Below are 12,760 nucleotides of genomic sequence, written 5' to 3' on the forward strand. Positions count from 1 at the left end.
CGGCATGTCCGCCGGCTCTCCCGCCTTCGGCGCGGCCGACCTTTCGAATTGCGAGCGGGAGCAGATTCACCTCGCCGCCTCGATCCAGCCGCATGGCGCCCTGCTGGCCCTGCGCGAGCCGGAGCTGACGGTGCTGCAGCTCAGCGCCAACACCACCGCCTTCCTCGGCCTGCCGGCCGCGCCGCTCGGGCGCCGGCTGGCCGATGTGGCGCCGGAGATCGCGCGCGCCATCGCGCCGCTGCTGGCCGACAGGCTGGACGTGGTACCGGCCGCGGTGCGCGTTGTGGATGGCCCCGGCGTGCCGCTCGACGTGCAGGTGCATCGCCCGATCGGCGGCGGCGTGATCCTGGAGCTCGAGCGCGCCGCGCCGCTGGACGACGCTGCCAACCGCATCGAGCCCGCCTTGCTGGCGATCCTCGGCAGCTACGCCGTGCGCCCGCTGTGCGAGGAGGTGGCCCGCATCTTCCGCGGCTTCACCGGCTACGACCGGGTCATGGTCTATCGCTTCGACGATGACGGCCATGGCGAGGTCTTCGCCGAGGAACATGCGGCAGGGATGGAGCCCTATCTCGGCAACCGCTACCCGGCCTCCGACATCCCGGCCATCGCGCGGCGCCTCTACATCCGCAACCGCGTGCGCGTGGTGACGGATGTGCACTACGCGCCGGTGCGGCTGGAGCCGCGGCTTTCGCCCCTGACCGGGCAGGACCTGGACATGTCGCTGTGCGTGCTGCGCAGCACCTCCCCGGTGCATGTGCAGTACCTGAAGAACATGGCCGTCGGCGCCACGCTGGTCGCCTCCATCCTGGTCGGCGGGCGGCTGTGGGGCCTGGTGTCCTGCCACCACAACACCCCGCGCCGCACGCCCTTCGCGCTGCGCGCGGTGACGGAATTGCTGGCGGAGGCGGTGGGCACCCGCATCGCCGCGCTGGAATCCTTCGTGCAGTCGCAGGCCGAACTCGCCGTGCGCCGCCTGGAACAGCGGATGATCGAGGCGATCACCCGCGATGGCGACTGGCGCACCGCGCTGTTCGACAATGCGCAGACCCTGCTGCTGCCGCTGGGGGCCAGCGGTGCCGCGCTGCTGTTCGAGGGCCAGACCCAGACCACCGGCGATGTCCCCGGCACCGCCGGTCTGCGCGACATCGGCAAGTGGCTGGATGCCCAGCCGCGCGCGCCCGTGATCGCAACCGCATCGCTGGTCGGCGCCGCACCGCATCTGGCCGGGCTGACCCGGGTTTCGAGCGGCGTGCTGGCGGCACCGATCTCGACCGCGCCGGGCGAATACCTGGTCTGGTTCCGGCCGGAGCAGGTCTCCACCGTCACCTGGGGCGGCGACCCCACCAAGCCGGTGCTGATCGGCGACGACCCGCGCGACCTGTCGCCCCGGCAATCCTTCGCCAAGTGGAACCAGGTGGTGGAGGGCCGGTCGGAGCCCTGGTCGCCCAAGGACCTCGCCACCGCACGCCTGATCGGCGACACCGTCACCGACGTGGTGCTGCAGTTCCGCTCCGTCCGCATGCTGATCGCGGAGGACCAGCTGGCGCAGGTGCGCCGCCAGGTGGGGCTTTCGGCGCAGCCCGTGGTGATCTGCGACCCCACCGGCAACATCGACCTGCGCAACGAGGCCTTCGACCGCCTGCTGCCCGGGCTGCGCGGCGCCGCGCCGCGCCGCATCGACCACCTGCTGCCCTATTTCGCCGACCCCGCCGAAGTCGGCCGCCGCCTGCGCGACGTGATGGACAACAAGCGGTCCTGGCGCGGTGAGGTGCGCCTCGCGGATGGCCAGGGCGCCGGCAAGCCGGTGCTGGTGCGCGCCGACCCGGTGTTCTCGGCACCCGACCGCGTGCTCGGCTTCGTCTTCCTGTTCAACGACCTGGCGGAACGCAAGGCGGCCGATGCCGCGCGCCGCCGCTTCCAGGCCGGGATCGAGGAGGGCAGCCGCCGCCCCGCCGGGCGCTTCGACCGCCAGGCGGACCTCGCCTACCAGGCCATCCTCGCCTCGGTGGTGGAAAATGCGCAGCTCGCGGCGCTGGAAATCGCGGATGGGGTGGACGTGGCGCGGATGCCGGATCTGCTGGAATCGGTCCGCGCCTCCGTCGCCCGCACGGCGGCGGTGCTGGAGACGCTGATCCGGCACGCCAGCCAATTGCCGCCGCGGGATGAGGACTGATCCCATGCCGGGGGATGCCGCGCGGATCGCGTTGCGGCAGGCCACCGGGGCGGTGCATGAGCGGCTGCATGGCGTGCCGGTGTTCTCCCGGCTTGCGGCCGGCCAGATCGAGGCGGCCGAGTATGTCGGGCTGCTGCGCCGCCTGCTCGGCTTCCATCTCGGCGTCGAGGTGGCGCTGATCGCGGCACCTTCGCTGGAGCCCTTCGGCATCACGGTCGAGGCGCGGCGCCGCTCGCCCATGCTGCTGGCCGACCTGAAGGCGCTCGGCGCCAAGCCGCTGGCGCCGGTGGCGGCCCTGCCGGCGCCGGAGAGTGCCGCCTGGGCGATGGGCTGCCTGTATGTGACGGAGGGTTCGACCCTCGGCGGCCAGCATCTGGCCCGGGCGCTGGACGGCATCCTGCCCGGCGAGGCCGGTCGCAGCTTCCTGCGTGGCTACGGCGCCCGCCACGGCGCCATGTGGCGCGAATGCTGCGCGGCCATCGAGGCCTGTGGCGCCGAAGCCGGGCGGCTGGCGGCGATGATCGCCGGGGCGGAGGCGACCTTCGCCAGCTTCGAAGGCTGGTTCAGCGCCCGCGCGTGAGCCTCATGCCAACGCTCGATTTCATCGACCGCTGATATGTTGTTTCATGCCCTCAGATGCCGGGCGCCGGCTCCGCCGGCTCGGCTACGCGGCACTGGCCGCGGGCCGCATTCGTGGCCTCGGCCGATGTGTCCGGCCGCAGGTTACCGATCTCGGGCGTTGGTATCAGATGCCGCCGTAGTCGGCGCGCGTGATCCAGTAGTCCCAGGCGCGGGCCAGCGGCATGTCGGACAGCAGCATGGCGGCGGTCTTCTCCACCTCGCCCGGCGTCAGGTACTCCGGCGTGCCGTGCGGGATGCTGGCCAGCACCATCTCCGCATTGTGCTTCATGTAGACGGCGGTGAAGACCGCAGCCCGCAGGTTCACGCCGACGTTGCAGGCGCCGTGCCCGCGCAGCATCACGCTGCGGTTGCCGCCCAGCGCGCGCGCCAGCGAATGGCCCCGCGGCAGGTCGTCGATCAGCATGTTGGTGTCGCCGAATTCCGGCTGGCTGTCCCACAGCGGCACCTCCGCGCCCATCACGCTGCCCATGTGGAAGATCGGCTTCAGCACCAGGTGGCGCAGCACGGTGAAGGGGATGACGCTGCGCGCGTGGTGGTGAATGACGGCGTGCACATCCGGCCGCGCCATGTAGATGGTGCCGTGCAGCGCGCGTTCGGAATACATCCGCCGGCCGTTCTGCGCGATGGGCGTGCCGTCCAGCTCGAACTCCATGATGTCGTCCGCCGTCACCGCGACCGGGCTGCGGCTGCGCGACAGGAAGTAGCGGTCCGGGTTGGTCGGGTGGCGCAGCGAGACATGGCCGAAATCGTCGATCACATCCTCCCGCGCCAGAATGCGGTTCGCGAGCACCAGCTCGCGGATGGCGTGGGCGATCTCGGCGCTCATGCGGTGTGTTCCTGCTGCGTGGGGCCGCCATAGAGCCAGGCGAGCGTGTCGTACCAATCGGTTTGCGTCTTCGCCGCCATCACCGCGTTGCGCAGCGCGGCATGCGCGCCGGCGGGATGGTAGATGTGGTCGCCGACGGCGCGGGACTGCAACTGCACGCGGGCGGTGCGCAGCACGCGCCGGGCGCGATAGGCCTCGAGTGCCGGCGCGACCTCGCCCTGATGCGCGGACAGCGACTGCGCCAGGCAGACCGCATCCTCCATCGCCATGCAGGCGCCCTGCGCCAGGTATTGCAGCGTCGGGTGCGCGGCATCGCCGAGGAGTGCGACGCGGCCCTCGACCCAGCCCTCGATCGGGTCGCGGTCGCACAGCACCCACAGCCGCCAGTCGCTGCCCTGGCGGATGATGGATTGCGCCACGGGATGCACGTGCTGGAAACCGGCAAAAACCTCGGCCGCGTCCACCGGCTTGCCCGCGACGGGCTCCGGCGCGTCGTTGTGGGTGGTGACGACCAGGTTGAACGCGCGCCAGCCCTGCAACGGGTAGTGGACGATGTGGCATTTCGGCCCGGCCCACAGCGTCGCGGCGTTCCAGCGCAGCGCCTCCGGCATGCGGTCCGTCGGGATCACACTGCGATAGGTGGTGTGGCCGGAGACGCGCGGCGCGCCATCCCCCACCAACTGCCGCCGCACCCTGGACCATAGCCCATCCGCGCCGATCAGCGCCCGGCCGCGCAGCCTTTCGCCATCCGCCAGCACGGCTGTGACCCCGCTGGCGTCCTGGTCGTAGGCCACCACCTCGGCGGAGGTGCGCAGCGTGATGCGGTCGTGGCGGCGGCAGCCGGCCAGGAACACGCCATGCAGGTCGCCGCGGTGGATCACGGCATAGGGGTTGCCGAAGCGCGCGCGGAACGCCGGGCCGAGGTCGATGTGGCAGATCTCCTCCGCCGTCAGCGCATCCATCAGCCGCAGCTGGTCGACGTAGATCGCCATGGCCCGCGCGGTGTCGCCGATGCCGAGCCAGTCGAAGGCGTGGAAGGCGTTGGGGCCGAGCTGGATGCCGGCGCCGACCTCCCCCATCGCCGGCGCCTTCTCCAGCACCGTGACGGGGAGGCCCTGCGTGGCGAGGCCGAGCGCGGCGGCCAGGCCGCCGATGCCGCCGCCGGCGATCAGGATCGGCTCGGTCATTCCGGCTTGATGCCGGCGGCCTCGGCGATCTGCGCGTTCTTGGCGTCCTCGGCCGCGATGAAGGCGGCGAAGGCGGCGGGTGTGTCGGCCGTGTAGGCTTCGGCCCCCATCGCCGTCAGCCGCTGCGCGATCTCGGCTTCGCGGCCGATGGCGTTGAATTGCGTGGCGAGCGACTCCGCGGCCTCGGCGGAAACGCCCTTCGGCCCCCAGACGGCGTACCACAGCAGGAAATGCAGGCCGGGCAGGCCGGCCTCGTCGACGCTCGGCACCTCCGGCATCGCGCTGCTGCGCCCGGGCGAGACCAGGGCGAAGGCGCGCAGCCGGCCGGCCTGCACCAGCGACTGCGCCGAGAGCAGCGGCGCCACCATCAGCGCGACATTGCCGGCGACCACGTCGTTGATGGCCGGCGCCGTGCCGCGGTAATGCGCCACCACGGCATCCGCCGCACCGACGCGGCGCTTCAGCCCCTCCGCCGCCAGATGCGCCATGGACCCGGCGCCGGAGGTGGAGATGGTGTAGCGCCGCGGCTCCGCCTTCATGCGCGCCGCCAGTTCCGCCAGCGTGGTGGCGCGGGAGGCCTCGGGGTGGCCGACGATGACCAGCGGCGCCGTGGCCAGCCGGGCGATCGGGGTGAAATCCGCGACGGGGTCGTAGGCCAGGCCGGGCACCACGCGCTTGCCCATCAGGTGGATGTCGGCGTTCACCAGGAAGGTCGTGCCGTCCGGTGCGCTGCGCGCGACTTCCGCCGCGCCGATGGTGTTGTTGCCGCCGGCGCGGTTTTCGATCACCCAGTTGCCGGCACCGCGGGCCGTCATCCGCTGGGCATAGAGCCGGCCGATGACGTCGATGGCGCCACCCGGCGGCGCCGGCACCACGAGCCGGACGGGGCGGCCCTGGGCCAGGCCTGGCCGCGCCAGTGCGGCCAGCGCGGCCGCTGCGAGGATGGTCCTGCGATTCATGAGTTTGTTTCCTGCCCTGCCATGGCAGGATCGCGCGCCACGCGGCGCTGTCAATCACGCAGGGCGGCGGCGCGCAGCCACGCGGACAGTTCCGCGCGGCGGTCGCCGGGCAGGGCGCGTTCCAGGTGCAGGGTCAGGTGGCCGGTGCGGCGGTCGGGCGGGACCCGGCAGGCATGGGTCCAGACCTCGCCGTTGCGGTGGTGCAGCAGCACATACAGCAGGCAGGGCGCGATCCGCCCCATGCGGTCGCGCCACTGCGCCGTGCCAACGAATTCGGCGCGGTCCCCGGGGCCAAGGAACAGTTGAAAATCCAGGCCAGGCCCGGTGTCGTCCAGCATGCCGTCCTCCACAAACCCGGACCGACGGCGGCGCTTCCCGAATGATTGCCCGGTGAGGCCGCATCCCCCCATCCTGGAGGCGCCACCTTGCCCGGGAGGGCAGGTTGGCGTTGGGCGTCGGCCCAACTCTTGATGCGGGGGTGCGGTTACCAGATGGCAGGCGCGGAGGGCAAGGACCCTCCGCGCGGTTCGTCAAGCCGGGCCGCTCAGCCGACTTCCAGCAGCTCCACGTCGAAGACCAGCGTCGCGTTCGGCGGGATCACCCCGCCGGCGCCGCGCGCGCCGTAGCCGAATTCCGGCGGGATGGTCAGCGTGCGGTGCCCGCCGACCTTCATGCCTTGCACGCCACGGTCCCAGCCTGCGATCACCTGGCCGGCGCCGAGCTGGAAGCGGAACGCATCGCCGCGGTCCCGCGACGAATCGAACTTGCGGCCCTTCTTGTCCGCCGCCTTGTCGTCGAACAGCCAGCCCGTGTAATGCACCGCGACCGGCTTGCCGGAGACGGCCAGCGCCCCCGTGCCCACCGTCGCATCCACCATCGCAACACCCATGGTTCAACCCGCCTTGCTAAAGGTGATGGACTTCGCGCCGTCCCACAGGACGGAACGCCCGATCCTCGCCAGCCGGTCCAGCCCGCCGGTGATGGTCAGGAAATGGTTGCCCGCCAACTGCCCCGCCTTGCTGGAAAAGCAGCAGGGGCCGTAGGCGATCAGGATTTCGGTCTCGCTGACGCCGCCGGGATAGACGATGACATGGCCGGGCGCCGGGTGGCTGGTGGCGTTCTCGTGCCCGATGCCGAGGTCGCGTTCGCCCATCGGGATCCAGCAGGCCTCGCCGGACCAGCGGACATGGATGATGCGGTCGCTGAAGGGCAGCAGCTCGCGGAACCGCGCCACGGTCTTCGGCGCATCGGCCGTCTCGAAGGTGGCGGCGAATTTCTCGCCGGCGATGTCGATCTCGATGTCGGCCATGCAATGCTCCCGTCTCTCCGCCCCGCCTACGCGACGGGGCGCCGCTTGCCAAGCTATCCTGCGACGCGCGGAAACCTTCGTGCGCCAGAACGGTTGCAGTCAGCGCGGCATGACCGCCCTGGAAAGGTCACGATGCGCAAGGGTGCCTGGCAACTGATCAAGGAGACCGTCGAGGGCTACATCGAGGACGAGGCGATGACGCGGGGTGCCGCCATCGCCTGCTACACCATGTTCTCCCTGGCCCCCCTGCTGGTGCTGGCGGTGGCCATCGCCGGTCTCGCCTTCGGCGAGGAGACGGTCCGCGCCGCCGTCGCCTCCCAACTCATCGGCCTGGTAGGGCGGGATGGCGCGGTCGCGATCCAGTCGCTGGTGGGCGATGGCGGGCTGGAGGCGCAGACCGAGGGTGGCGGCTTCGCGGCGCTGGTCAGCCTGGTCATCCTGCTGGTCACCGCCAGCGCCGTCTTCGCCGAGCTGCAGGGCTCGCTGAACGCCATCTGGAAGGCGGAGCCGCGCGGCCTGTCCGTCTCCTACCTGCTGCGCGCCCGGCTGCTGAGCATCGGCCTGGTGGCGGCAACGGGTTTCCTCCTGCTGGTCTCGCTGCTGGCGTCGACGGCCCTGTCGGCGATCGGCGAATGGGCGGGCAGCAACCTGCCGCTGGCGGCACCGCTGCTGCGGCTGGCCAATTTCGGCGTGTCCTTCCTGCTGACGGCGCTGCTGTTCGCCGCCATCTACAAGGTGCTCCCGGATCGCCGGCTGCGCTGGCGCGACGTCGCCATGGGGGCGCTGTGCACGGCGCTGCTGTTCACCCTCGGGAAGACCTTGATCGGCTGGTACATCGGCGGCAGCGGTATCGCCGCGCGCTACGGTGCCACCGGGGCGCTGATCGTGGTGCTGCTGTGGGTGTACTACTCCGCCCAGGTCTTCCTGCTCGGCGCCGAGTTCACCCGCGCCTGGACGCGCCGGCCCGGGGCGCGGCCGAAGGAACCGCACGGGCTGGGCAAGGGGAAGGTGGGGTAGTCAGGCCGCCGGCCGGGTTGCCTGACCTGCGCCCGCCGAAGGCGGGCGAGCGGCCGGATGGCCGCCGCCGCCCCTGCGGCGAGCCAAGTGGCCAGAGGCCGCGCCCGGCGCCTGAGGATACAAAACAGACCAACGAGTCGCTGAAAGCGGCCGTTGGTATCAGGCCGGACGGCGTGACCGCAGCGCCGCCGCCAGCGTGCCCTCGTCCAGCACATCCAGCGCGCCGCCCATCGGCACGCCCTGCGCCAGCCGCGTCACCGCGACGCCGGCGGGCCGCAGCCGGTCCGTGACGTAATGCGCCGTCGCCGTGCCATCCACGGTGGCGGGCAGCGCCAGGATCACCTCCTCCACCCCCTCCGCCGCGATGCGGGCGAGCAGCGGCGCGATGGACAAATCCTCCGGCCCGATGCCGGCGAGCGGCGACAGCGTGCCGCCGAGCACATGGTACAGCCCCTGATGCGCATGCGCGCGCTCCAGCGCCCACAGATCCGCCACGCCCTCCACCACGCAGACCAGGTGGCGGTCGCGCCTGGGGTCGCGGCAGATGCCGCAGGGCGATTGCGCATCCAGGTTGCCGCAGCTTTCGCAGGGCCGCACCGCGCGGGCGGCGGCCGCCAGCGCCTCCGCCAGCGGCAGCATCGTCTCCTGCGGCCGCATCAGCATCCGCAGTGCCGCCCGGCGCGCGCTGCGCCGGCCGAGGCCGGGGATGCGGCCGAGCAGCGAGATCAGGTGCTCGATCGGGTCATGCGCCACGCCGTCAGAAGGGCAGCTTCAGCCCGCCGAGACCGCCAAGGCCGCCCGGCAGGTTCATCCCGGCGGTGGCCTTCTGCATCTCCTCCGCCATCGTCGCCTCCACCTTCTGCTTGGCGTCGGCGTGGGCGGCGACCATCAGGTCTTCCAGCACCTCCCGGTCATCCGCCGTCATCAGGGAGGGATCGATGGTGACGCGGCGCAGGTCGCCCTTGCCGGACAGCAGCACCTTCACCATGCCGCCGCCGGCCGCCCCCTCGACCTCGGTCTGTTCCAGCTTCGCCTGCATCTCCTGCATGCGGGTCTGCATCTGCTGCGCCTGCTTCAGCATGTTGCCGAGGTTCTTCATGGCGTCTCTCAATCCTCCTGGGGAAGTTCGTCGTCCGGGCCAACCGGCTCGGCATCGGGCGGGGCGAAGTCCCGGCCCTCACCCAAGGACCCGGCGGCCAGGTCGGCCGCCATGGCCGGGGCCAGACCATAGGCATCGAGCGAGGCATCGCGCACCGCCTCGATCTTCGCACCCGGGAAGGCGGCCAGCACGGCCTGCACCAGCGGGTGGTTCTGCGCCAGCGCCAGCCGGTCGGCCTCCGCCGTCCGGCCCTGCTCGGCCAGCGTCGGCTCGCCGCCCTCGTTCACCAGGCTGACGGTCCAGCGCGTGCCGGTCGCCTCCTGCATCAGGGCGGTGATCTGCTGCGCCAGGTCGCGCGGGGCTTCGGGGCGGGGGCGGATCTCGATGCGCCCGGGGCTGATCCGCACCGGATGCACGTTGAGCCGCAGATGCGCGTGCAGGCTGGGCTTCCGGCCGGAGGCCAGGGCCACGATTTCCCGGAAGCTGGAGGGCACCGGCGCGGGCGCCGCGGCCTGTGGCGCGGGCACGGCCATCGCCAGGGCGGCGCTGCCGCCGCTGGCGATGGCCCGCAGCCCGCCCCCATTCGGGGGGGGCGGTGCGGCTGGCGGCGCGGCCGTGGCAGCGCCGGCTTCGGTCAGCCGCCGCACCAGGTCGCCCGGCGTCGGCAACTCGGCAAGATGCGCCAGGCGGATCAGCACCATCTCGGCGGCGGCGCGGCGGTTGACGCCATCCTGCGCCACCTCCTGCAGCCCCTTCAGCAGCACCTGCCAGGCCCGCGCCAGCACCGGGATCGGCAGCTTGTCGGCCAGCGCCGCGCCGCGGGACCGTTCGGCCTCGGGCAGGGAGGGATCGTCGCGCAGCGCCGGCACGGTCTTCATGCGGGACAGCAGGTGGGTCAGGTCCAGCAGGTCGGACAGCACCACGGCGGGGTCGGTGCCGCGCTCATGCGCGGCTTCCGACAGCGCCAGGGCGCCGGCGGTGTCGCCCTGCATCAGCGCCTGCATCAGGTCCACCGCCAGGCCGCGATCCGCCAGGCCCAGCATGTCCTGCACCAGCGCGGCGGACACGGCCTCGCCGCCCGCCAGCGCCATCGCCTGGTCCAGGATCGACAGGCCGTCGCGCACGGAGCCATCCGCCGCGCGCGCCACCATGGCCAGCGCCTCGGCCTCCGCCGGCACCGCCTCGGCCTCGCAGATGCGGGCGAAATGGGCGCGAAGCTGGTCCTGCGGCACGCGCTTCAGATGAAAGGTCTGGCAGCGCGAGAGGATGGTGGTCGGCACCTTGCGCAGTTCGGTCGTCGCCAGCATGAACTTCACGTCCGGCGGCGGTTCCTCCAGCGTCTTCAGCAGCGCGTTGAAGGCCGCGCTGCTCAGCATGTGGACCTCGTCCAGGATGATGACCTTGAAGCGGCCCTGGGCGGGGCGGAAGCGCAGCCGGTCGCGCAACTCGCGCACGTCGTCGACGCCGTTGTTGCTGGCGGCGTCCAGCTCCTGCACGTCCGGGTGGCGGTCGGCGAGGATGGCGCGGCATTCCGGGCAGACGCCGCAGGGGTCGGGCGTCGGTCCGCCCTGGCCATCCGGGCCGATGCAGTTCAGCGCGCGGGCGATGATGCGGGCGGTGGTGGTCTTGCCGACGCCGCGGACGCCGGTGAGCATGAAGGCATGGTGCACCCGGCCCTGGGCAAAGGCGTTCTTCAGGGTGCGCACCAGGGCGTCCTGGCCGATCAGGTCGGCGAAGCTGGTCGGCCGGTATTTGCGGGCGAGGACGCGGTAGGGCGTCGCGGCTGTTGCGACCGCAGGCGCGGCGGCCGGGGGCGGCGCAAGCGGTGCCGGGTCGCCGAACAGGCCCGGCCCCTCCGCCGGGGGTTCCGGAAGCTCGGCCGCTACAGGGTCACCGAAGATGTCGCTGGCCATGGTGGGGTGCTGTCCGGGAAGCGAGGGGCCCGGATGCCAGGGCCGCAAGGGATGCCGCGGGGAATCAGGTGGAAGATCGGCGGCCGACCCGCGCGAGAACTCGTTACGGCTGCTTCCTTCCGGACCTGACCGGGTTGGCGAGGAGCACGTCCGTCGCCGACCTTCCACCCCCAATATCGGGCCTCGGGCGCCCCGCGGCAATGCCCCCACCTTGCATGACCCTCAAGCGCCGGGCGCCGGGCGCTGGCATCCGGCATCCGCCGGCTTGGCACCGCGCCACTGGGCGCGGCGGCCAGTTGGCCGCTCGGCCGGCAGCAGATGCCGGCCGCAGGACGCGGCGTTTTCTGTGGAAGCCGCCTGGTTGCCCCGCTCGGTTGCCCCGGCCCCGCCCGCGTGGCAGGGTCCGCGCCGATGCTCTCCGTCCCCGCAAGCCGCCCCAATGCCTATACCGGCAGCCCGCTCGACCGTGCGGGCACCCGCCGGGACGATGCCGACTGGATCGCCCAGGCGCTGTCCGACCCCGAGACGCTGTTCGCCCCGGTCTGGCGCAGCCGCAGCCTGATGAAGGGCGTCGCCGATGGCCACCCGGAGGCCGTGCTGCTGACCGGCGCGGCCGCCGAGGCGGTGCGCATGGCCGGTGGCCCCTGGGCCTTCCTCGGCCTGTGGGCCAACCGCCCGGTCTTCGCGGTGGATTGTTCCGCCGCGGAGGACCCGCTGCCGCTGCTGCCGGAGGGCATGGGCGGCTTCACCGACCTGCGCCAGGTGGCAGGCCTGCTGCCGCAGGGGGAGGCCTCGGTCCTCGCCCATGCCCGCGGGCTGATGCACTGGCGCACCCGGCACCGCTTCTGCGGCGTCTGCGGCCATGAATGCGCGCCGCGCAGCGCCGGAAACGCCATGCAGTGCACCAACTGCAACGCCCAGCATTTCCCGCGCACCGACCCGGCCGTCATCATGCTGGTGGTGCGCCAGGGAAGCTGCCTGCTCGGCCACTCGCACCGCTTCCCCAACGTCGCCATGTACTCCACGCTCGCCGGCTTCGTGGAGCCTGGGGAAAGCCTGGAGGAGGCGGTGCGGCGGGAGGTGATGGAGGAAGCGGCGATCGAGGTGGGGGAGGTGCTGTATCATTCCTCCCAGCCCTGGCCCTTTCCCGCCAGCATCATGCTGGGCTTCCATGCCGAGGGCCTGTCGGACGAGATCCGCATCGACCCGGAGGAACTGCAGGACGCCCGCTGGTTCACCCGCGACCAGCTGCGCGATCCCTCCGCGCATGGCTTCTCCCTGCCTCGGGCCGATTCCATCGCCCGCCGGCTGATCGAGGATTGGCTGGAGCAGGCCCCATGAGACCCTTCGCCCCCCTCGCCGCATTGCTGCTGCTGGCCGCCTGCGGGTCCGGCCGCGGCGCGATGCCGGCCATGTCCGACGGCCCCGCCCAGGCCGAATGCCGGGCCGAGGCGCGCCAGTCGCCGGAGGTCGAGGCGCAGTGGCGCCGCGTGGTGATCGGCCTGCCCAGCAGCGAGGAACAGGTGCGCCGCGAACGGGCCCAGGCCGAATCCCGCGCCTTCACGGACTGCCTGCGCCGGCGTGGCCTGGTGCGCGGCGGTGGCGTGGAGCCGCGGCGGCAGCCGGGCTTCTAGC

General features: G+C 72.3%; 14 protein-coding genes, 1 other RNA gene and 1 riboswitch. Of the genes, 5 read left to right on the forward strand and 10 right to left on the reverse strand.

All coding sequences use genetic code 11. The features are described 5' to 3' along the window. Positions 1-4 precede the first annotated feature (4 nt). Entirely contained in the window at positions 5-2,173 is a 2,169-nt protein-coding gene (locus ACFHPP_RS02965) for a GAF domain-containing protein (RefSeq protein WP_437161777.1), read from the forward strand. A 4-nt stretch (positions 2,174-2,177) separates the two neighbouring features. Next, positions 2,178-2,753 carry a biliverdin-producing heme oxygenase gene (locus tag ACFHPP_RS02970; protein ID WP_437161778.1) on the forward strand — a complete coding sequence of 192 codons (576 nt, stop codon included), beginning with the start codon at positions 2,178-2,180 and terminating at the stop codon, positions 2,751-2,753. Between the two features lie 165 nt (positions 2,754-2,918). Here ACFHPP_RS02970 and ACFHPP_RS02975 read toward each other — a convergent pair whose 3' ends face one another. The 6 genes from ACFHPP_RS02975 to ACFHPP_RS03000 form a co-directional block, all read right to left on the reverse strand. Beyond that, positions 2,919-3,641, reverse strand: a complete 723-nt coding sequence (locus tag ACFHPP_RS02975; RefSeq protein ID WP_437161779.1) for a class II aldolase/adducin family protein — start codon at positions 3,639-3,641, stop codon at positions 2,919-2,921. Beyond that, positions 3,638-4,828, reverse strand: coding sequence for a 3-hydroxybenzoate 6-monooxygenase (locus ACFHPP_RS02980; protein WP_437161780.1), 1,191 nt, complete (start codon positions 4,826-4,828; stop codon positions 3,638-3,640). The genes ACFHPP_RS02975 and ACFHPP_RS02980 overlap by 4 nt, the downstream gene beginning before the upstream one ends. Continuing rightward, entirely contained in the window at positions 4,825-5,787 is a 963-nt protein-coding gene (locus ACFHPP_RS02985) for a Bug family tripartite tricarboxylate transporter substrate binding protein (protein WP_437161781.1), read from the reverse strand. The genes ACFHPP_RS02980 and ACFHPP_RS02985 overlap by 4 nt, the downstream gene beginning before the upstream one ends. A 50-nt stretch (positions 5,788-5,837) precedes the next feature. Further along, complete coding sequence (locus tag ACFHPP_RS02990; protein ID WP_437161782.1) at positions 5,838-6,125, reverse strand: hypothetical protein; 288 nt, start codon at positions 6,123-6,125, stop codon at positions 5,838-5,840. Between the two features lie 31 nt (positions 6,126-6,156). Further along, positions 6,157-6,266, reverse strand: a riboswitch (SAM-I-IV-variant riboswitch). A gap of 65 nt (positions 6,267-6,331) precedes the next feature. Further along, a complete protein-coding gene (locus tag ACFHPP_RS02995; RefSeq protein WP_437161783.1) occupies positions 6,332-6,676 on the reverse strand; it encodes an FKBP-type peptidyl-prolyl cis-trans isomerase in 345 nt (114 codons plus the stop codon). Between the two features lie 3 nt (positions 6,677-6,679). Then, the gene (locus ACFHPP_RS03000) at positions 6,680-7,096 is read right to left on the reverse strand and encodes a DUF3830 family protein (protein ID WP_437161784.1); all 417 of its coding nucleotides are present in this window, start codon (positions 7,094-7,096) and stop codon (positions 6,680-6,682) included. A gap of 132 nt (positions 7,097-7,228) precedes the next feature. On the opposite strand from ACFHPP_RS03000, the gene ACFHPP_RS03005 reads away from it, so the two are divergent. Further along, positions 7,229-8,113, forward strand: a complete 885-nt coding sequence (locus ACFHPP_RS03005; RefSeq protein WP_437161785.1) for a YihY/virulence factor BrkB family protein — start codon at positions 7,229-7,231, stop codon at positions 8,111-8,113. 159 nt (positions 8,114-8,272) lie between these two features. Here the strand turns inward: ACFHPP_RS03005 and recR are convergent, their stop codons facing one another. The 4 genes from recR to ffs all read right to left on the reverse strand — a co-directional run bounded on the left by recR (position 8,273) and on the right by ffs (position 11,287). Next, the gene (gene recR / locus ACFHPP_RS03010; RefSeq protein WP_437161786.1) at positions 8,273-8,866 is read right to left on the reverse strand and encodes a recombination mediator RecR; all 594 of its coding nucleotides are present in this window, start codon (positions 8,864-8,866) and stop codon (positions 8,273-8,275) included. Between the two features lie 4 nt (positions 8,867-8,870). Then, on the reverse strand, positions 8,871-9,212 hold the full coding sequence (locus ACFHPP_RS03015; RefSeq protein WP_430668233.1) for a YbaB/EbfC family nucleoid-associated protein: 342 nt from the start codon (positions 9,210-9,212) through the stop codon (positions 8,871-8,873). Between the two features lie 8 nt (positions 9,213-9,220). Next, positions 9,221-11,125: a DNA polymerase III subunit gamma/tau gene (locus tag ACFHPP_RS03020; protein WP_437161787.1), complete on the reverse strand. Its 1,905-nt coding sequence runs from the start codon at positions 11,123-11,125 to the stop codon at positions 9,221-9,223. A 71-nt stretch (positions 11,126-11,196) separates the two neighbouring features. Next, positions 11,197-11,287, reverse strand: an RNA gene (gene ffs, locus ACFHPP_RS03025) — signal recognition particle sRNA small type. A 249-nt stretch (positions 11,288-11,536) separates the two neighbouring features. Here ffs and nudC point away from each other — a divergent pair. Both nudC and ACFHPP_RS03035 read left to right on the forward strand, forming a co-directional pair. Next, the gene (nudC, locus tag ACFHPP_RS03030; protein WP_437161788.1) at positions 11,537-12,466 is read left to right on the forward strand and encodes an NAD(+) diphosphatase; all 930 of its coding nucleotides are present in this window, start codon (positions 11,537-11,539) and stop codon (positions 12,464-12,466) included. Further along, positions 12,463-12,759 (forward strand): phosphoribosylamine--glycine ligase, encoded by a 297-nt coding sequence (locus ACFHPP_RS03035; RefSeq protein WP_437161789.1) that lies wholly within the window; start codon positions 12,463-12,465, stop codon positions 12,757-12,759. Before nudC ends, ACFHPP_RS03035 begins: the two co-directional genes overlap by 4 nt. Position 12,760: the final 1 nt, after the last annotated feature.

It is taken from the genome of Falsiroseomonas sp. E2-1-a20 (assembly GCF_051433195.1).
In the GTDB taxonomy this organism is placed as follows: domain Bacteria; phylum Pseudomonadota; class Alphaproteobacteria; order Acetobacterales; family Acetobacteraceae; genus Falsiroseomonas.

What these genes read in the sequence shown, in the direction of transcription:
- ACFHPP_RS02965 (WP_437161777.1), top strand. Translation starts at nt 5, where the DNA reads ATGTCCGCCGGCTCTCCCGCCTTCGGCGCGGCCGACCTTTCGAATTGC.
- ACFHPP_RS02970 (WP_437161778.1), top strand. Translation starts at nt 2,178, where the DNA reads ATGCCGGGGGATGCCGCGCGGATCGCGTTGCGGCAGGCCACCGGGGCG.
- ACFHPP_RS02975 (WP_437161779.1), bottom strand. Translation starts at nt 3,641, where the DNA reads ATGAGCGCCGAGATCGCCCACGCCATCCGCGAGCTGGTGCTCGCGAAC.
- ACFHPP_RS02980 (WP_437161780.1), bottom strand. Translation starts at nt 4,828, where the DNA reads ATGACCGAGCCGATCCTGATCGCCGGCGGCGGCATCGGCGGCCTGGCC.
- ACFHPP_RS02985 (WP_437161781.1), bottom strand. Translation starts at nt 5,787, where the DNA reads ATGAATCGCAGGACCATCCTCGCAGCGGCCGCGCTGGCCGCACTGGCG.
- ACFHPP_RS02990 (WP_437161782.1), bottom strand. Translation starts at nt 6,125, where the DNA reads ATGCTGGACGACACCGGGCCTGGCCTGGATTTTCAACTGTTCCTTGGC.
- ACFHPP_RS02995 (WP_437161783.1), bottom strand. Translation starts at nt 6,676, where the DNA reads ATGGGTGTTGCGATGGTGGATGCGACGGTGGGCACGGGGGCGCTGGCC.
- ACFHPP_RS03000 (WP_437161784.1), bottom strand. Translation starts at nt 7,096, where the DNA reads ATGGCCGACATCGAGATCGACATCGCCGGCGAGAAATTCGCCGCCACC.
- ACFHPP_RS03005 (WP_437161785.1), top strand. Translation starts at nt 7,229, where the DNA reads ATGCGCAAGGGTGCCTGGCAACTGATCAAGGAGACCGTCGAGGGCTAC.
- ACFHPP_RS03015 (WP_430668233.1), bottom strand. Translation starts at nt 9,212, where the DNA reads ATGAAGAACCTCGGCAACATGCTGAAGCAGGCGCAGCAGATGCAGACC.
- ACFHPP_RS03020 (WP_437161787.1), bottom strand. Translation starts at nt 11,125, where the DNA reads ATGGCCAGCGACATCTTCGGTGACCCTGTAGCGGCCGAGCTTCCGGAA.
- nudC (WP_437161788.1), top strand. Translation starts at nt 11,537, where the DNA reads ATGCTCTCCGTCCCCGCAAGCCGCCCCAATGCCTATACCGGCAGCCCG.
- ACFHPP_RS03035 (WP_437161789.1), top strand. Translation starts at nt 12,463, where the DNA reads ATGAGACCCTTCGCCCCCCTCGCCGCATTGCTGCTGCTGGCCGCCTGC.